At 66.3% G+C, this 16,296-nt stretch carries 18 protein-coding genes and 1 pseudogene; 10 read left to right on the top strand and 9 right to left on the bottom strand.

The features are described from left to right. Positions 1–112: 112 nt before the first annotated feature. Together H7K34_RS22895 and H7K34_RS22900 are read right to left on the bottom strand one after the other, a co-directional pair. On the bottom strand, positions 113–1,282 hold the full coding sequence (locus tag H7K34_RS22895; protein ID WP_264064279.1) for a CaiB/BaiF CoA transferase family protein: 1,170 nt from the start codon (positions 1,280–1,282) through the stop codon (positions 113–115). Positions 1,283–1,341: 59 nt separating this feature from the next. After that, complete coding sequence (locus H7K34_RS22900) at positions 1,342–2,262, bottom strand: NAD(P)H-binding protein (protein ID WP_264064280.1); 921 nt, start codon at positions 2,260–2,262, stop codon at positions 1,342–1,344. Positions 2,263–2,388: 126 nt separating this feature from the next. Between H7K34_RS22900 and H7K34_RS22905 the strand changes: the two genes are divergently transcribed. Then, positions 2,389–2,877, top strand: a complete 489-nt coding sequence (locus H7K34_RS22905; protein ID WP_264064281.1) for a winged helix-turn-helix transcriptional regulator — start codon at positions 2,389–2,391, stop codon at positions 2,875–2,877. Between the two features lie 9 nt (positions 2,878–2,886). Continuing rightward, the gene (locus H7K34_RS22910; RefSeq protein ID WP_264064282.1) at positions 2,887–3,561 is read left to right on the top strand and encodes a DUF427 domain-containing protein; all 675 of its coding nucleotides are present in this window, start codon (positions 2,887–2,889) and stop codon (positions 3,559–3,561) included. Here H7K34_RS22910 and H7K34_RS22915 read toward each other — a convergent pair. The 3 genes and pseudogenes from H7K34_RS22915 to H7K34_RS22925 all read right to left on the bottom strand — a co-directional run bounded on the left by H7K34_RS22915 (position 3,545) and on the right by H7K34_RS22925 (position 6,521). Then, a pseudogene (locus tag H7K34_RS22915) lies at positions 3,545–4,719 on the bottom strand (acyl-CoA dehydrogenase family protein). The gene H7K34_RS22910 and the pseudogene H7K34_RS22915 overlap by 17 nt on opposite strands. Further along, positions 4,720–5,634, bottom strand: coding sequence for an LLM class F420-dependent oxidoreductase (locus tag H7K34_RS22920; RefSeq protein ID WP_264064283.1), 915 nt, complete (start codon positions 5,632–5,634; stop codon positions 4,720–4,722). A gap of 5 nt (positions 5,635–5,639) precedes the next feature. Then, the gene (locus tag H7K34_RS22925) at positions 5,640–6,521 is read right to left on the bottom strand and encodes an acyl-CoA thioesterase (RefSeq protein ID WP_276059913.1); all 882 of its coding nucleotides are present in this window, start codon (positions 6,519–6,521) and stop codon (positions 5,640–5,642) included. A gap of 144 nt (positions 6,522–6,665) precedes the next feature. On the opposite strand from H7K34_RS22925, the gene H7K34_RS22930 reads away from it, so the two are divergent. The 4 genes from H7K34_RS22930 to H7K34_RS22945 are packed head-to-tail and all read left to right on the top strand — an operon-like array spanning position 6,666 to position 9,468. After that, positions 6,666–7,142, top strand: coding sequence for an SRPBCC family protein (locus tag H7K34_RS22930; protein ID WP_264064285.1), 477 nt, complete (start codon positions 6,666–6,668; stop codon positions 7,140–7,142). Between the two features lie 55 nt (positions 7,143–7,197). Beyond that, complete coding sequence (locus H7K34_RS22935) at positions 7,198–8,025, top strand: SMP-30/gluconolactonase/LRE family protein (protein WP_264064286.1); 828 nt, start codon at positions 7,198–7,200, stop codon at positions 8,023–8,025. 20 nt (positions 8,026–8,045) lie between these two features. Next, complete coding sequence (locus H7K34_RS22940; RefSeq protein ID WP_264064287.1) at positions 8,046–8,867, top strand: thioesterase family protein; 822 nt, start codon at positions 8,046–8,048, stop codon at positions 8,865–8,867. A gap of 52 nt (positions 8,868–8,919) precedes the next feature. Continuing rightward, complete coding sequence (locus tag H7K34_RS22945; protein ID WP_264064288.1) at positions 8,920–9,468, top strand: TetR/AcrR family transcriptional regulator; 549 nt, start codon at positions 8,920–8,922, stop codon at positions 9,466–9,468. A gap of 31 nt (positions 9,469–9,499) precedes the next feature. On the opposite strand, the gene H7K34_RS22950 is transcribed toward H7K34_RS22945, so the two are convergent. Beyond that, on the bottom strand, positions 9,500–10,000 hold the full coding sequence (locus H7K34_RS22950) for a MarR family winged helix-turn-helix transcriptional regulator (protein WP_108922265.1): 501 nt from the start codon (positions 9,998–10,000) through the stop codon (positions 9,500–9,502). A gap of 121 nt (positions 10,001–10,121) precedes the next feature. Between H7K34_RS22950 and H7K34_RS22955 the strand changes: the two genes are divergently transcribed. Continuing rightward, positions 10,122–10,928, top strand: a complete 807-nt coding sequence (locus H7K34_RS22955) for a hypothetical protein (RefSeq protein ID WP_264064289.1) — start codon at positions 10,122–10,124, stop codon at positions 10,926–10,928. A gap of 66 nt (positions 10,929–10,994) precedes the next feature. On the opposite strand, the gene H7K34_RS22960 is transcribed toward H7K34_RS22955, so the two are convergent. Beyond that, complete coding sequence (locus tag H7K34_RS22960; RefSeq protein WP_264064290.1) at positions 10,995–12,344, bottom strand: FAD-binding oxidoreductase; 1,350 nt, start codon at positions 12,342–12,344, stop codon at positions 10,995–10,997. Between the two features lie 82 nt (positions 12,345–12,426). Between H7K34_RS22960 and H7K34_RS22965 the strand changes: the two genes are divergently transcribed. Next, complete coding sequence (locus H7K34_RS22965; RefSeq protein WP_264064291.1) at positions 12,427–13,080, top strand: nitroreductase; 654 nt, start codon at positions 12,427–12,429, stop codon at positions 13,078–13,080. Here H7K34_RS22965 and H7K34_RS22970 read toward each other — a convergent pair. Together H7K34_RS22970 and H7K34_RS22975 are read right to left on the bottom strand one after the other, a co-directional pair. Continuing rightward, positions 13,077–13,820, bottom strand: coding sequence for a glucose 1-dehydrogenase (locus H7K34_RS22970; protein WP_264064292.1), 744 nt, complete (start codon positions 13,818–13,820; stop codon positions 13,077–13,079). The genes H7K34_RS22965 and H7K34_RS22970 overlap by 4 nt on opposite strands. A gap of 17 nt (positions 13,821–13,837) precedes the next feature. Then, positions 13,838–14,938 (bottom strand): NAD(P)H-dependent amine dehydrogenase family protein, encoded by a 1,101-nt coding sequence (locus H7K34_RS22975; protein ID WP_264064293.1) that lies wholly within the window; start codon positions 14,936–14,938, stop codon positions 13,838–13,840. 110 nt (positions 14,939–15,048) lie between these two features. Here H7K34_RS22975 and H7K34_RS22980 point away from each other — a divergent pair, with 110 nt between their 5' ends. Beyond that, entirely contained in the window at positions 15,049–15,945 is an 897-nt protein-coding gene (locus H7K34_RS22980; RefSeq protein WP_264064294.1) for an alpha/beta hydrolase, read from the top strand. 48 nt (positions 15,946–15,993) lie between these two features. Next, on the top strand, positions 15,994–16,284 hold the full coding sequence (locus H7K34_RS22985) for a YiaA/YiaB family inner membrane protein (protein WP_264064295.1): 291 nt from the start codon (positions 15,994–15,996) through the stop codon (positions 16,282–16,284). Positions 16,285–16,296 lie beyond the last annotated feature (12 nt).

Consider the following 16,296-nt stretch of genomic DNA (forward strand, 5'->3'; position numbering starts at 1 on the left):
GCAGCGCTTGTCATGGGCTTCTCAAGGGCTGACGCCGCCTCACACGACGGGCGACGCGGCTCATCGCACAGCGTGACACTTCTAACGAAATTTGTAAAGTTTCTCCGGAGCGTCAGGAGTCGCGGCGGGCCCTCAGTTCGGCCAGAATTTCGTCGGTGTGCTGGCCCAGTTCGGGTGCCGGCCCGCGCGGCGCCCACGGCGTGCCGTGGAAATCCGCCGGGGTAGCAACCATCGAGATGCTGGCCCGTCCATCGGGCACATCGACGATGCCGCCCGCCGCACGGAACTGCTCGTCGGCCACGACGTCTTCGATCGAGTTGATCGGCGACCAGAAGAAGTCCGGCTCGGCCGCGAAGGCCTGCGCCCATTCGTCCAGCGAGCGGGTCGCGAAGATGCGGTCCAGCTCGGCGATCAGCTCCACACCGTTGGCGAAGCGGGCGCCGGCGTCGCTGTATCGCGGGTCCTCGAGCCATTCCGGGTGCCCGACGACGCGGCACAGCGGCGGCCAGTGCCGGTCGCCTTCGAGGCCCACGATCCAGAAGCGCCGCCCGTCAGCGGCGGCGTAGTTGTTCATGCACGGGTTGCCCATGGTTTCGCGCTGACCGATCGCGATCGGCTGGCCGGTCAGCAGATAGGTGTTCAGGTCGAAGCCCACGGTGTAGGCGCCCTGGCGGTACAGCGACGTCGTCACCAGCTGACCGGTGCCGGTGCGCTCGCGGGCCAGCAGCGCCGCGCAGATGGCAGCGGCCAGGGTCATGCCCGCTGAGTGGTCGCCCATGCCGCCGCGCTGGAACGGCGGCGTCTGGCCGGGCCGGGTGAGCAAGTGCGCCACCCCGGCACGCGACCAGAACGCGGCCACGTCGTAGGCGGCCCGGTCGGCATCGGGGCCGGTCTGGCCGTAGCCGGTGATCAGGCCGTAGACCAGTCGCGGGCAGCGGGCCGATAGTGACTCGAAGTCCAGGCCGAGGCGTTGCAATGCACCGGGTCGGACGTTGGTCACGAAAACGTCTGCATCGGTCAGCAATTCGAAGGCGACCTCGCGGCCCTCGTCGGTGCTGAGGTCCAAGACGATGCTGCGCTTGGAGCGGTTATCCAATTCGAACGGCGGGTTCACGCCGAGGTCGCAACCGAGCATCCGGCCGAACATGCGGCCCGGATCGCCGGCCGGCGGCTCGATCTTGACGACGTCGGCACCCCAGTCCGCCAGGATGCAGCTGGCGGCCGGTCCGGCCACCCACACTCCGAGCTCGACGACTTTGAGGCCTTCCACCGGTCCTGCCATGGCTAAGTTCCTACTCCGTGACACAACCGGACCGCGCACAAGCCCCCGATCGCGCGCGGTCAGCTCGCCTTGAGCTGACCGCGTTGCACGAACCGGCCGTCGTGATCGAACTCGGCCCGGTTGGCGTTGACGTAGTCGGTCACGGTCATCGGCTGGTGGCCACTGATGACCTCGACCAGGTTGTTCTCGCCGGAGAAGATTCCGTCCCGGTAGTCCTGGGCGACGCTGCTGATGTGTTGCACGAAGAAGTCCGGGAAGCCCGCCGCGGCCAGCCCAATTGCGAATTCGGCGATTCCGACCGGCTGGTAACGGACCGGGATGCCGAGCGTGTCCGCCATTTCGGCGGCGATGCCGTAATGGTCGAGCTCCTTGGCCCCCACCAGCGGGTAGATCTGGCGGTCGTGCGGCGCAGGGTTTCGCAGGATGGCGGCGATCACCGCGGCTTGGTCGGTGCCAGAAATCGGCGCGTGCCGGCCGTCGCCGAAGGGCAGCCGTAGCACGCCCTCGTTGTCGTCGCGCTGCCATTGCCACTTGAGCCACTCGGCGAAAAAGGTCGGACGCAGGTGGATAGTTTTGAACGTGGCGCGATCCAACAGCCGTTCAGCTAGCCAATGCTGCTGGGCGGCATTGCTTTTCGCTTCCCGACGCGCCGATATCTGGGACATGTTGACCACTGCGTCAACCCCGGCCTCGCTGGCGGCCTGGGCAAAGATCGTGGTGGCGGGCAGCAGGGTGCCCGGCGCAATCGGATAGCAGAAGTAGGCGGCGTCGACACCGGCCATGGCCGAGCTGACCGCGCGGAAGTCCAGCAGGTCGCCCTCGACGATCTCGGCGCCGAGGTCGGCCAACGCCGCGGAGCGATGGTCGATGCGGTGCACGAAGGCGCGTACCCGGTGACCGGCTTTGAGCAGGAACTTGACGGTGGGCGCCCCGGTGTTTCCGGTTGGCGCGGTGATCAGGAACAGCCGTTCGGTCGACATGTTGTCTCCTTGCCGTTGATGGGCGTTGGTCGGTGCGCTTGCACCCCCATGCTGACTAACGTTGTCGTTAGTCAGATCAAACCACTGTACGCTGACTAACGCAAGCGTTATCCATAGGAGTTTCGGATGGAGTTCGAGAAGAGGCGGCAGGACCGCCGGCAGTGGTGGTCGGCCGGCGATTCCTGTTCGATGTCCAAGGTGCTCGAGCTGCTCAACACCAAGACCACGTTTCAGGTCCTGCGCGAATTATTCTTCGGCACAACGCGCTTCGAGGATTTCGTAGAGCGGATCAAGACGTCGGCACCGGCGGTGTCGCGGGCACTCAAACAGCTCGAAGCGGCCCAGATCGTCGCGCGCGTCCCGTACCAAGAGCCGGGCAGCCGGGCCCGGGACGAGTACCGGCTGACCGAGCCCGGGGAGGACTTGTTGCCGGTGTTCATGTCGCTGGTGCAGTGGGGCGACACCTACCTGCAGGACGGCTCACCGCCACTGTCGTTCATCGACGCCGGCACCGGCCAAACCTTGGCCGTTCTAGTGACCGCCGAATCCGATGCCCCGAAGAAGCGTTCGGCGGACATCCAGATCCGGGCCAGTGGTGCCGGACGGCGGCGTTAACCTAGGCCTATGAGTCTGGTGGCCGGACGCGGTCCGCTCGGTAGCGATCCGGCCGGGCGGTTCTCTCCCCCGCTGCCCGGCGACGTCGTCTACATCGAACCGCACCCACGCCGCGTGCAGGCGCTGCGGGGCGGCCGCCCGGTGATCGACACGGAGCAGGTGCTGATGGTGCATCGGCAGGGCCGCCCGCTGAGTTATCTGTTCCGGGCCGGGGAAGTGGGCGACCTACCCGCCGAACCCGAGCCGGAAGCACCGGGTTTCGTGCACGTGCCGTGGGATGCCGTCGATACCTGGCTGGAGGAAGGCCGCGAACTCGTTCACTACCCGCCGAATCCGTATCACCGCGTCGACTGCCGCCCGACCACGCGGCGCCTGCGCGTCAGCGTCGCAGGTACCGTGCTCGTCGACACCGACGATACCGTGATCGTTTTCGAAACCTCGCTCGAGCCAAGGCTTTACGTCGATCCTGCGCACGTGCGCATCGATCTGTTGCGCCGCTCGGAGACGTCGAGCTACTGCAACTACAAAGGTTTCGCGACGTACTGGTCCGCGGATAGCATCGACGACGTGGCCTGGAGCTATCCGGAACCGCCGCCGGAAAGCTGGCCCATCAAAGGCTTTCTGAGCTTCGACGACACGCACGCGGATGTAGTGGCCGAGCTACCTCTCATCCGCCGTAGCTAGGGCGGCCGAGCTTCAGATCGTGCTGGGCGATCATGTTGCGAAAGACTTCCATGGTGCCGCCGTAGATCCCAGCGGGGATGCCGTGCCGGAAGATGAACTCGACGGCGCCGTTATCCACCGAACCCGTTGTGTCGGTGGGCAATGCCGATGCAGCCCCAGCATGTCCATCAGCTCCGGGGAGACGTCGCGCATCGTCTGAATCAGTGCGACACGTCCGTACGTACCGGGAGTGGAGACCGCGGCCTCGATGCGGGCGAGGCTGCGGCCGAGCCGGTACTTCGTCGCCTCAGTGTCGATGCCCCGCCGCCCGTCCGCGTCGGGCGCGGACAGGATGGCGGCGACCCCGTCGGCCGCCTCCGCCATCAGGTGGCCGTGCTCTGACATCATCGAAATATTCTGCAAGCCATGGTCTGCCGGGTCTGTGATGCCATGCTCCGCGTCCAGGGCGAACCGCATCACCGTCCAGCCGCCGTTGACCTCACCGATCCGGTAGAGATCATCGACCCGCACGTCGCTGTAATACACGATATTGGTGCGGTCGCCGTCCAGCGTGCGGATGCCCTGGATTTCGATGCCCGATGAATCCAGCGGCACCAGAAACATGGTCAGGTTCTTGTGTTTACGTCCCTGCGGATCGGTGTTGGTGAGCAGGAAGACATACTTGGCATTCTGCGCATTAGAGGTAAACATCTTGGAGCCGTTAATGATCCATCCATCACCGTCGTGCACAGCTCGGGTCTTGCAGGTCGCGACGTCGGAGCCGCCCTCTGGCTCGGTGTAGCCCAGACACAGCCGGATCTCGCCGGACAGCACGCCGGGCAGCACCGCGTCGACGAGTTCTGGCACCCCGAACTGCTGCACCAACCGGGCGACGACCGCCGTGGTGCCCCAGTGGAACCACGGCGCGTGAGCACGGCCGATCTCGAGGTGAAAGATCCGGCGGCGCACCGGATCGAAGCCGCCTTCGGACTCCAGCTTCCAGTCCGACGTCAGATACCCCGCTTCGCCCAGTGCCAAATGCAGTGGCTCACTGAAGTTTTCACCGGTCTCACGATCACGCCGTCGCACTTCGTCGGTGACATGTTCGGTGATGAATTCCCGGAACTGGTGGTAGAACTCCTGGTCCTTGGGCGAAAGGTCGACGCGGGAGAAGTCCATTTAGACGGCGTCGATCACGAGCGTACGGAAACGGGCGAGAGTCTCGAGCGCGTGTGCCACGCTGTCGCCGGGCAGGTGGACACTGACCCAGGTGACCCCCAGCTTCTCCAGCTTCTGCAGGCCCTCCAAGTACGCGTCGGCGTTGAACGCGTCGTCGGTCGGGCTGCCGCCGTCGAAGTTGGTGAAGGTGATGTCAATCGCGGACCAGTCCCTGCCCTCGGCATCGCAGCGGCGCCGGAGATCGTCGATGCCGTCGGCAAGCTTGGCCACCGAGTCGATGACGGCGGTCCCGGCGGTCTGGGCCAGTTGGGGCGGGGCGGGAAACGGGCACCAGCCGTCGCCGTACTGCGCTACCCGCTGGCGAGACGCCGTGGTGTTGCCGCCGATCCAGATCGGCGGGCTAGTCGGCGGCCGGGGATGCGCGGTGATGCCGCGCGCGCTGAAATGCTTTCCCTCAAAGGTGATGTCGTCGCCGGTCCAGATCGATCGGATCACTTGCAGCGACTCTTCGAACAGCTCGGCGCGCTCGTCGTAGCTGACTCCCAGTGCCGCGAACTCACGCTTGAGATAGCCCACGCCGACCGCAAGCGTGAAGCGGCCACCGGACAGCAGATCCAGGGTGGCGCCGGATTTGGCCACCACGAACGGGTTTCGATACGGCAACACCACAATGTTGGGGATCAATCGCAGCGTGGACGTGGTGGCCGCCGCGAAACCCAATGCGACAAAGGGATCTAACGCGTCGTGCCCGCCGGCCTCGAGCCACCGCTGCGACGGTGCCGGATGATCGGTGAAGCCGAACCCGTGTACGCCGGCCGCTTCGGTGGCCGCCGCCATCTTCCCGATGCCGTCCCCACTCACCAGCTCCGGGTTGTAGGGATGGCTGTGCATCGGGTGCGTGATGGTGAAATACATGGCGGTTAGAAGCGGGCGCGCGAGTCGATCGAGGTGTCGCTGGTGCGCAGCGGCCGGATCAGCGCCTCCTGGGCGAAGGAGACCAGCAACTCGCCCTCCTCGGCATGCACGGTGCCGCGTACGTACGACATTCCGGCGCCGACCTGGGTGCTCTCGTGGGTGTAGAGCAGCCATCCGCTCCAGCTGATCGGCTCGTGGAAGGCGACCGAGATGCTCATCGGAGCGGTGGACACGGTCAGGTGCGCCTGGGCGGTGCCGATGCCCTCATGCGGACGCATGGTGGTGGAGATCCCCAGATGACCGGTGAAGTACGCCAGCAGCGCCTTGGCCAGGTCGTCGCGGGCCGGGATCGGGTCATAGTGCAACCACGCGTACAGCTCCGGCGGCCCGACCTCGTCGGGGCTGTTGACGTCGACGACGTCGACCAGGCGTAGTTCGCGTCCGGCCATCGGCATCGGCGAGTGGTGCGCATCGGCCGGGGCCGCGACCTCGGACCGCGGCAGGTGGTGGCGGATGACGTCGTCGGTGGGAACGTCGGCCAGCACCGTGATGCTCAGGCAGCGCCGCTCGTTCTGATGCACGGCGACGACCGCGGTCGCGGTGGACCGGCCCTCGGACACCACGTCGATGACGAGCTCGATCGGCGGGCCGACAACCACGGCACGCGAGAACACCGCGTGTGCCGAGCGCACCGACTTGTCCGGGAATCGTTTGGACACGGCGACAATCGCTTGGGCGAGCACCTGGGTGCCTTCCACCACCTGTCGTTCGTCGCCGCCGGCGATGCCGGTGTCACCGGAGAATCGGTCGTCCCCGTCGGCTTGCACGTCGAACAGATCCAGCAGGCCCTGCACCGTCCACTCGGTCTGCTCAGATTCCGTGGTCAAATCGGACTCCACTTCTCGCGCTTGCAGCTTCCGGCTCAGCGTGACACTTTGAGTAGGATTTGTAAAGCTTGGCTAACAAGACTCGGCCGAACACTGCGGGCAACCCCCGATTAGACCAATGGAAAGCACAGAGAGGCAACACAATTGGGCATCGTGACGAGCACGTCAGAGACCGCGTTTACCCAGTCCGCCGAGACCGTGTACGACTTCGTCACCAATCCGCAGAACTGGACCAAGACCTATCCCGGCAGCACGCACATCGGCGAGCTGCCACCACTGCCGCTCAAGGTCGGCGACACCTGGGAGGAAGCGGGCCCCGACGGGGACCGAATCTTCACCTGGCAGCTGGCCGTCGCGGTGCGCCCCATCCAGTTCGTGTTCACCTCGATCGGACGCCTGGGCCACGACCGCGCCGGAAATGGCGGCTTAACGGGCCGCATCACGGTGTCCTACCGGTTCAGCAGGCCGGGACAGGACATGACGCTGTTTTCGCGCACCATGACGATTGAGGCGCCCAAGCACGCCCCGCTGCCCGATCGGCTCTTCGAACAGGCCAACCCGGCCAGGATCGACGCCTATCACGAGGCCGTCGCGCGCGAGCTCGCCCGGGCATCAGATTGACACCGGAGCCGGGATTGCATGACACTTTTGCGGTGTTTTGTAAAGGCTTGAGCCGATGATCCCCGAGCCGCTGGCCAACGGGTTCTGCTTTGGCGAAGGCCCCCGCTGGTTCGAGGGCCTGCTGTGGTTCTCCGACATGCTGGGGGAAGCGGTACACACCTCGACCCTGGGTGGCGCACTGACCACGCTGCCGCTGCCCGGGCACTCCCCCTCGGGCCTGGGCTTCTGCCCCGACGGGTCGCTGCTGATCGCGTCGGCCGAAGACCGGCGGGTGCTGCGTTATGACGGGGAAACCGTGGAGGAGATCGCCGATTTCACCGCCCTGGTCCCGGCCAGCCTGGGCGACATGGTCATCGACGACGCGGGGCGCGCCTACATCGGATCCCAGGCCCGAAGCGGCGGCGTCATCGTGCGCCTCGACGCCGACGACAGCGCCAGCGGGGCCACTGTCGTCGCCGAGGACCTCGACTTTCCCAACGGAATGGTCATCACGCCGGACCGCAAGACGTTGATCGTCGCCGAATCGATCGGCCGCCGACTCACCGCGTTCACCATCGACGACACCGGCGCGCTACACGACCGGCGGATCTTCGCCGACGGCCTGGACGGACCGCCCGATGGCATCGCCCTGGACGCCGCGGGCGGCGTCTGGACGTCGATGACGCTGGCGCACCAATTCGAGCGGATCGTCGAGGGCGGCGACGTGACCGACCGCATCGATATGGGCGACCGGGTCGCCATCGCCTGCACGCTCGGCGGCCCCGAACGCCGCATCCTGTTTCTGCTGTCGAGTACCGACGCATATCCTCAGCGCCTGGTGGGCACCCGGGGATCGCGGCTCGACGCCGTGCAGGTCGCCACGCCCGGCGCCGGGCTGCCCTGAGACCTCCGAGAGGGAGACACGTGACCGACTCCTACTACGAGCTGATCGACGACGCCGACGCGTTGGGCGAGAAGTTCCGGGCGACCGACCTGGCGCGCGGCACCTGGTCGGCGGCGATTCAGCACGGGGGTCCGGTGTCGGCGCTACTGGCCCGGGCCCTGCAGCGGTGCGAGCAGCGCGACGACGCCCGGCTGTCCCGGGTCGTCATCGACCTGCTGGGCGGGGTGCCGTCGGAAGGCGATCTGTGGGTCCGTTCGCAGCTGCAGCGCGCCGGCAAACAGATCGAGCTGGTGACCGCCGAGATGCTGGCCCCGGGGCCCGACGGCCAGCCCCGCCCGGTCGCTCGCGCCAGCGGTTGGCGGCTGCAGCAGCAGGACACCCAGGCGGTGGCGCACGCCGCCGCCGAGCTGCCCCGGCCGCGTACCGAAGCCCGCAACCGCAATCTCAAAGCCAAGGAGTGGGACCGCAACTACGTGCACAGCCTGGAGTGGCTCTGGCTGACCGAGCCGTTGAGCCCGGGCCCCGGCGAATCGTGGATCAAGCCAGCCGTCGATGTCGTTCAGGGTGAGAACATGACACAGCTGGAAAGGCTGTTCGCGGTGGCCGACTGCGCCAACGGCATCGGCAGCAAACTCGACATCACCAAATGGACATTTTTGAACACCGATCTCGCCGTGCACGTATTCCGCGCGCCCGACGGCGACTGGGTCGGTATTCGCGCGGAAACCAGTTACGGGCCGGACGGCATCGGGACGACGATCGGCACGCTGTTCGACGAGCAAGGCGCGGTCGGCGCCATCCAGCGGTCCGTGCTGCTGCGCCGGCGGCCGCGGTCAAACTGACGGGGGCAAAAGAAACGTGGCTAGTTCGGCAATACTTCGTAAAGTCTCAGATATGACGCAGCCAGTCGGGGCGACGACCACGAGCGAGGACACCTCGACGCGTCAGCGGATCCTGTTGGCGACCGCCGAGGTGCTCGGGCGCAACGGCAAGACCAAACTCAGCCTGTCCGAGGTCGCCGCCCAGGCTGGGGTCTCGCGCCCCACCCTCTACCGCTGGTTCGCCTCCAAAGAGGAGTTGCTGTCGGCGTTCTCGCAGTACGAGCGCCAGCTTTTCGAAAGCGGTCTGGTGAAGGCCACCGCGGGACTCAAGGGCTACGAGAAGCTCGACGCCGTGCTGAGATTCATTGTCGAGTACCAGCATTCATATTCCGGCGTGCGCATGGTGGACGTCGAACCCGAGCACACCATCGCCCAGTTCGGCAACGTCATCCCGCAGATGCGCGACGGTCTGCAACGGCACCTGCCCGGGCCTAACGCCGCGGTGAAGGCGGCGACGGTGATCCGGATCGCCATCTCGCACTACATCGTTCGCAGCGACGACGCCGAGCAGTTCCTGGCGCAGTTGCGCCACGCCGTCGGAATCAAACCGACCACCGACTAGTCGGGGCGGCGACCGAATGTAGCAGCGCACTTCACCACATCCTGGGTGAGCGGTACAGGTTGCCGAATTCGGCGCGCTTCTTGCCCACGGAAACCTCAGCTATTGTCTCCAGCCCGCGTTGCAGCTCGGCGACCCCGGCGCGGCCGAGGCGTTCACCGATTTCCCGGTCCAACGCGGCCGCGGCGCGCCGCCGCGCTGTAACGAGCTCGACGGCTTTTGCGGTGACCTCTACCACCTTCTCCCGCTGATCGGTCGCCGAGGCGGCCACCGCTACGTACCCGCGCCGGCGTAGTTCGGCGGTGATCTTGCTGGCAGCCTGACGACTGACGGCAAATTGCCGACCCATTTCCGAAATTGTCATTGGCTCTGGTTGACCGCACAGCGCGAAGAGGTAGTTCAACGGAAACTCACGCCCTGGCAAACCAGCAGCGGCCAGCTCTGCGTCGATTCGTTGGGCATAGCTCCACCAGGCAACCCGCAGCGCCTCACCCAGATCGGTCTGCAGTGCCCGTGAACCAGATTTGACAACCATGGTTGACAGCATAGGGCAGCGTGCTTACCCTCGGCGGATCACATATAACTAAGCTGATTGTATATTGTCGATGCTTTCACATATGACATTGAGATCGAATGCTCGGATAGGACCACAGATCATGACAAGGGGAATCATCAAGGCCGCGAGGGGAAAACATCGCCGGCAGCACACAATCGGAAGCCGCGGCGGATGGCAATCCTGGCTGAAGTCGGCAGTTCTGGCCGGAACCGCCGCAACCGCGATGTTTGCCGTGTTCGAAACCGCGCAACCTGGTGCGCCGGGGACTGCTGTCGACTCGACATCTGTCCATTTGGTGGACACAGAAACCGACCAGACGCCGCCGGATCCACCGCCACCGCCACCGCTGTGCATCGGCCCTAATCCGATCAATGACAACAGCCCGGAGGCCGTGGCGTACTGCCAACGGCAGGCGCAGAATCTCCCGCTAATCTGGCCGATCTGGCCCTGGTACCTCGACGACCCGTTCTTCTTCACCCCGGGCTGGTGTCCGCCTCCGGGTCCGCCGCCATCGGTGCCGTGGACGCCGCTTACACCCGCAACGGTGCCCCTAACGCCGCTTACACCGGCATCAGTTGCGCCGGTGCCGGTGCCCCTAACGCCGCTTACACCGGCATCGGGTGCGCCGGATCAGCCGGCAACGGTGGTGCCCGCTAATCCCGATGGCAGCGGCAAAGCCTCGGCAGGCGGCCCCACGGACGGTGGGACCGTTGTCGTCGGCCCCTCCGGCGGCGGTCCCGCCGGCGGCCCGTCGATCGCCGGCGGCCCATCGACCGGTGGCGGCGGCGGCTCGGCCGCAGGCCCGTCGATCGCCGGCGGCGGGGGCGGCCTCTTCGGCGGGGGCTCCCACAGCGGGGGTGGCTTCGGCGGCGGGGGTGGCCACAGCTTCGGCGGCGGTCGACGGTAGTGCCGCACAGTCGCGGGCGATTTCAGGTGGCGGGCATTGCCCGCCGCCTGAAATGTCGTTGCGTGACTAGTCGAACAACACCGCGGCGTTCAGGTAGCCGGTCGGGTCGAGCGCCGTCTTGACCGCTCGCATGGCCGCGATATCGATCGCTTCCCTTGACATTTCGAGAAAAGAGCGCTTGCGGCTGCCAACACCGTGTTCGGAGCTGACGTTGCCGCCGCACGCGGCGATCAAGTCCATCATCGGACCGTACAGCGCCTTCTCCTGGTCGAGCGGCACGCGCAACACGTTGAGGTGCAGGTTGCCCTCGCCTACATGGCCGAACAACAGCGGTACGGCGTCGCCGACCCGCTCGCGAATCAGTGTGACCGCATCCGCGGCGAACCCGGCGATCGCCGCCAGCGGCAGCGACACATCGAACTTCAGCGGGGGCCCGTATACACCCAGCACCTCGGCCAGCGACTCGCGAACGCGCCAGAGGCGTTGCTGCGCAGCAGTATCCACGCCCACCGCGGGCTCCGCGCACATCGGCGCATCAGCGAGCAGGTCGGCGAGCCGCTCGGTCTGGTCGTGGTCGGCGGCTAGCTCCACCAGCAGTAGCCAGCCCGCCTCGACCGGTGCCGGAATGCCGAGATGCTCAGCAGTCAGTGCGCCGGCCCGGCCGTCGATCAACTCCAGCGCAGCGATGCCGTCCACATCCCGGAAGACGCGGCCGGTGGCGATCAGCGCGTCGAGATCGTCGAAGCCGCAGACCGCGGTCACCCGGTGCGACGGCATCGGGTGCAGCCGCAGATCCAGCGCGGTGATGACACCGAGCGTGCCCTCCGCGCCGACGAACAACGCCGGCAGGTCGTATCCGGTGTTGTCGCTGCGCACCAGGCTGTGCCGGCGCATCAGCGAGCCGTCGGGCAGCGCCACGTCCAGGCCGACGACTTGCTCGCCCATGTTGCCGTAGCGGACCGTGCGCAGCCCGCCGGCGTTGGTCGAGGCCATCCCGCCGACCGTCGCGGTGTCGCGGGCGGCCAGGTCCACGCCGAACACCAGGCCGGCCGCGATCGCGGCATGTTGCACCGCGGCCAGTGTGGCTCCGGCACCGACGGCGATGCGGCGCTCGACGGTATCGACATCGCCCAGCCCACAAAGCCTTTCGGTGGACAGCAGCACGTCGTCGTGCTCCGGCACGGTGCCGGCCACCAGCGAGGTGCGACCACCCTGCACGGTGACATGGGCTCCGGCGTCACGGCACACCCGCAACACTTCGGCGACCTGTTCGGCCGACTCCGGCCGTACCAGCGCGCTGGCGCGGCCCCGATAGCGGCCGGTGTGGTCGACGCTGTGCCCGGACAGCACGTCGGGGTCGGTGACGACGTGGTTGGATCCGACAATCCCTTTCAGATCCCCGAGGCTGCCTGGCATGTTCGCGGTTATAGCACCCACCGGCACCGGTGGATCACACCGGATTGGAAGACTGCGGGAATCACACGACGGTGGGAGACGAATGTACGACCTCGAGGACGCGATCAGGCGACGCCGGTCGATCAGGATGTTCCTGCCCGACCGGCCGGTGCCGCGCGAATTGCTTCACGAAGCGCTCGACCTGGCCAGCTGCGCCCCGTCGAACTCAAACGTGCAACCCTGGCACCTTTACTTCGCCTCCGGCGCGGCCCGTGGCCGGCTGGTGGCCGCGCTGCTCGAGGCCGCCGAAGCGGGACCGCCGAAGGTACCGCCGCTGCCGGAATCCTTCGCTCACTATCGAAGCGACACGGGCAAAGTGGTCTACGGGTCGATGGGCATCACCCGCGACGACCAGGCGGGCCGGCGCGCCGCGGTGTTGCGCAATTGGGAATTCTTTCGCGTACCGTTGGCCGGCGTCGTGTGCATGCACCACGAACTAGGCCTGACCGACGCCCTGGGGGTCGGGATGTTCCTACAGAACCTGATCCTGGCGCTCACCGCACGCGGGGTCGGAACCTGCGTTCAGGTGGCGATCGCCGGCTATCCCGAAGTCCTGCGCGAACAGCTGAACATCCCGGCCGAGTTGACCGTGCTGTGTGGCCTATCGGTCGGCTATCTGGATCCGGATTTCCCCGCCAACCATATCCGTCTCGGCCGAGACACCGTCGAGCAAAAGGTGGTGTTCGTCGACGACTAGAACAGGTCCTTGTGGTTCACGTCGGTGATCAGCCCGCCGTCCATGATGAACTCACTGCCAGTGGAATACGACGACTCGTCGCTGGCAAGGAACAGGATGAACGTCGCGACCTCCCGCACTTCCCCGGGCCGGCCCAATGGGATGGTGACCATGTCCTCGGGCAGGTGCTTGGTCATCGGGGTACGGATGAAGCCGGGGTGCACGGAGTTGACCCGGATGTTGTCCGGCGCCAGCTCCAGGGCCGCCGACTTGGCCAGCCCGCGTACGCCCCACTTGGACGCGACATAGGGGTGCACCATGGGCGCGCCGCGCAGGCCCTCGATCGACGACACATTGATGATCGAGCCGCCGCCGGCGGCGATCATCGGCTCGACCGCCGCCCGCATGCCCAGGAACGTCCCGGTCAGGTTGACGTCAATGACCTTCTGCCACTTGGCCAGGTCGAAGCTCTTGAGCGGGCCGAGCGCGACCGTGCCGGCGTTGTTGACCAGTACGTTGAGCTTCCCGAATTCGCCGACCGCGGTTGCGACGGCGGCGTCCCACTGCTCGGGCTGCGTCACGTCAAGGTGGACGTACCGCGCGGAGTCGCCGATCTCGTCGGCCAGCGCCTTGCCCTGGTCGTCCAGGATGTCGCCGATAACGACCTTGGCGCCTTCCTCGACGAGCAGGCGCGCGTCTTCGGCTCCCATCCCGCCAGCGGCACCACTGATCAGAGCAACTTTTCCGTCTACCCGACCCACGCGGGTCTCCTTTCGATTTAGGTGGTCACCAAAGTGCTTGGTGCGTAAAGTCCTTTGCCGGTTACCAACGGCAAATCGAGTGTGGTCCGGATGCCCGGTGGCGCCGCGATGACCGCCGGGATGGCGTTGACGATGCGGCCCGCGGCGCCGGCGATCGCGGCGTGGTTGTGGTCGCCCTTGCGGCTGCTCGGAATGATGTCGACGGCATACGACGGCTCACCGGTGATCTCGACGCGGTACGAGCCGTCGCCGGAGGCCGGCTGGGGCAGGTCGGGGCGCAGGTCGGGACGCAGTCGGGTGACATGCTCGATGACGACGACGGGGTGGCCCTTGACCATGCCGCGAATCTCGAACTGCAGCACCGCTACCGTGCCCTTGGCCACGTGGCCGATCGCGATATCGAAATCCTCAGGCGCCGGTTCGCGCTGGTAGGACTCAGTGATCTCGTCGACCTCGATGCCGAGCCCGGCCGCCAGCGCACGGATCGCGGTACCCCAGGCGATGCTGAGAATGCCCGGCTGCAGCAGCATCGGGATTTCATCCATCGGCCTGGCGAAGCCCATGTAGCTCATCACCTCTTCGCCGTCGTAACTGGCGTAATCGTGAATCTCCATGCAGCGCACCTGCTCGATGCGCTGACACGTCCCGGCGAGAGCGAACGGAATCAGGTCGTTGGCGAATCCCGGGTCCACACCACTGATGAAGATGCTCGAATTACCTTGCTTAGCGGCATCTTCCACGCGGTCGATGTACTTGTCGGGCATGACGCCCCATGGGTATTGCAGCAGTCCAGGCGACGAGCCGACGACGTTGATGCCGGCGGCCAGGAGGCGCATCACGTCGGCCATCGCGTCGGGCAGCCGGGTGTCGCCCATCGCGCAGTAGACGACGCACTCGGGCTTGGCGCCGATGATGGCATCCAGGTCGTTGACCGCGGCGATGCCCGTGACGGTGGGGGCGTCCAGACCCACGCCGCACAGTTCCCCGGCGTCGCGGCCCACCTTCTCCGGTGTGGACACGCACACGCCCGTCAGATCGAACTGCGGGTTGGCGATCAGTTCGGCCAGCGCCAGGCCGCCGACGTTTCCGGTACCGACGTGCGCAACGCGGATCGCCATCTTCAGTCTCCGTCCCTTGAAGCGCTGGAAAACTTTTCTAGACACTAGTCCACAACTTCCGGGCCGCCTACGGGGCCGGACTTAACCTCGGCCAGGCAGAATGGAATGCCGTGACACAGCGCGAAGATATCGAATTCACCTCCGGTACCGACCGGATCAGCGCATGGCTCTATCGACCCGCCGGCGCCGGCGCCCCGCCGCTTCTGGTGATGGCCCACGGCTTGGGCGCGGTGCGCACCATGCGACTCGATGCCTACGCAGAGCGGTTCACCGCGGCCGGGTACGCCTGCCTGGTCTTCGACTACCGCAACTTCGGCGACAGCGAGGGCCAGCCGCGCCAAGTGCTCGACATCGAGATGCAGCTCGCCGACTGGGCCGCCGCAGTGGCCTACGCCGGCACTCTGGACGGGATCGACCACGATCGAATCGCGCTGTGGGGCACGTCTTTTGCCGGCGGCCATGTGATCGCCACGGCAGCCCGGTTGCCGGGAATCGCCGCCGTCATCGCGCAATGCCCGTTTACCGACGGCCTCGCCTCGGCGCGCACGATCTCCAACCCGCTGACCACCGCGCGCATCGCCGGGCGGGCGATTCGTGACGTCATCGGCGCTCGGCTGGGCAGACCCCCGGTGATGATCGCGACCGCGGGCAAGCCCGGGGACGTCGCGTTGATGAATACGCCCGACTCTTACGCCGGCTACCTGCGACTGCTGCCCGATGGCGTCGAACTGCGCAACGAGATCGCCGCGCGCATCACGATGAACATCTTCACCTATCGGCCCGGCCTGCTCACCGCGAAGATCGGCTGTCCGATCCTGTTCTGCGTGTGCGAGCACGACTCGCTGGCCCCCGCGGACGCCACCCTGCGCCACGCCGCCAACGCACCCCGCGGTGAGATCCGGACCTACCCCGAGCAGCATTTCGCGATCTATGTCGACGACGCCTTCGAGCGAGTGGTCGCCGATCAGCTCGCCTTCCTCGACAAGCATCTGCGGCCCCAGATCTGAGTAGTCCTACCCTTTCGGACCCTCGGCTGCCTTCGCATCCTGGAACACATGGAAATTCCCAATGGCATGTCGAAGAACACCGCCGCCTTTTTCATTCAGGCCGCCGTCGCGTTCGGGGTCAGTCTCGTCGCCGCACTCGGCGGGATCTTCTTTCTCCCGCTTGATGCATGGCAGCGGCTGTTCCTCGGTATCAGCGTGTTGTTCCTCGTCTCGAGCGCGTTCACACTGGCAAAGGTGATCCGCGATCAGCAAGAAGCCACCACCGTGCGAGTACGCCTGGACGAAGCGCGCATCGAGAAGCTGATCGCCGAACACAACCCGTTCAGCAGCGCGACCTGATTCTCAGGTGCG

Origin of the sequence: Mycobacterium montefiorense, from assembly GCF_025823255.1 — a bacterium.
In the GTDB taxonomy this organism is placed as follows: domain Bacteria; phylum Actinomycetota; class Actinomycetes; order Mycobacteriales; family Mycobacteriaceae; genus Mycobacterium; species Mycobacterium montefiorense.

Excerpts from the sequence above, each read along its gene's own strand:
- H7K34_RS22895 (WP_264064279.1), bottom strand. The coding sequence starts at position 1,282 with ATGGCAGGACCGGTGGAAGGCCTCAAAGTCGTCGAGCTCGGAGTGTGG.
- H7K34_RS22900 (WP_264064280.1), bottom strand. The coding sequence starts at position 2,262 with ATGTCGACCGAACGGCTGTTCCTGATCACCGCGCCAACCGGAAACACC.
- H7K34_RS22905 (WP_264064281.1), top strand. The coding sequence starts at position 2,389 with ATGGAGTTCGAGAAGAGGCGGCAGGACCGCCGGCAGTGGTGGTCGGCC.
- H7K34_RS22910 (WP_264064282.1), top strand. The coding sequence starts at position 2,887 with ATGAGTCTGGTGGCCGGACGCGGTCCGCTCGGTAGCGATCCGGCCGGG.
- H7K34_RS22920 (WP_264064283.1), bottom strand. The coding sequence starts at position 5,634 with ATGTATTTCACCATCACGCACCCGATGCACAGCCATCCCTACAACCCG.
- H7K34_RS22935 (WP_264064286.1), top strand. The coding sequence starts at position 7,198 with ATGATCCCCGAGCCGCTGGCCAACGGGTTCTGCTTTGGCGAAGGCCCC.
- H7K34_RS22945 (WP_264064288.1), top strand. The coding sequence starts at position 8,920 with ATGACGCAGCCAGTCGGGGCGACGACCACGAGCGAGGACACCTCGACG.
- H7K34_RS22950 (WP_108922265.1), bottom strand. The coding sequence starts at position 10,000 with ATGGTTGTCAAATCTGGTTCACGGGCACTGCAGACCGATCTGGGTGAG.
- H7K34_RS22955 (WP_264064289.1), top strand. The coding sequence starts at position 10,122 with ATGACAAGGGGAATCATCAAGGCCGCGAGGGGAAAACATCGCCGGCAG.
- H7K34_RS22960 (WP_264064290.1), bottom strand. The coding sequence starts at position 12,344 with ATGCCAGGCAGCCTCGGGGATCTGAAAGGGATTGTCGGATCCAACCAC.
- H7K34_RS22965 (WP_264064291.1), top strand. The coding sequence starts at position 12,427 with ATGTACGACCTCGAGGACGCGATCAGGCGACGCCGGTCGATCAGGATG.
- H7K34_RS22975 (WP_264064293.1), bottom strand. The coding sequence starts at position 14,938 with ATGGCGATCCGCGTTGCGCACGTCGGTACCGGAAACGTCGGCGGCCTG.
- H7K34_RS22985 (WP_264064295.1), top strand. The coding sequence starts at position 15,994 with ATGGAAATTCCCAATGGCATGTCGAAGAACACCGCCGCCTTTTTCATT.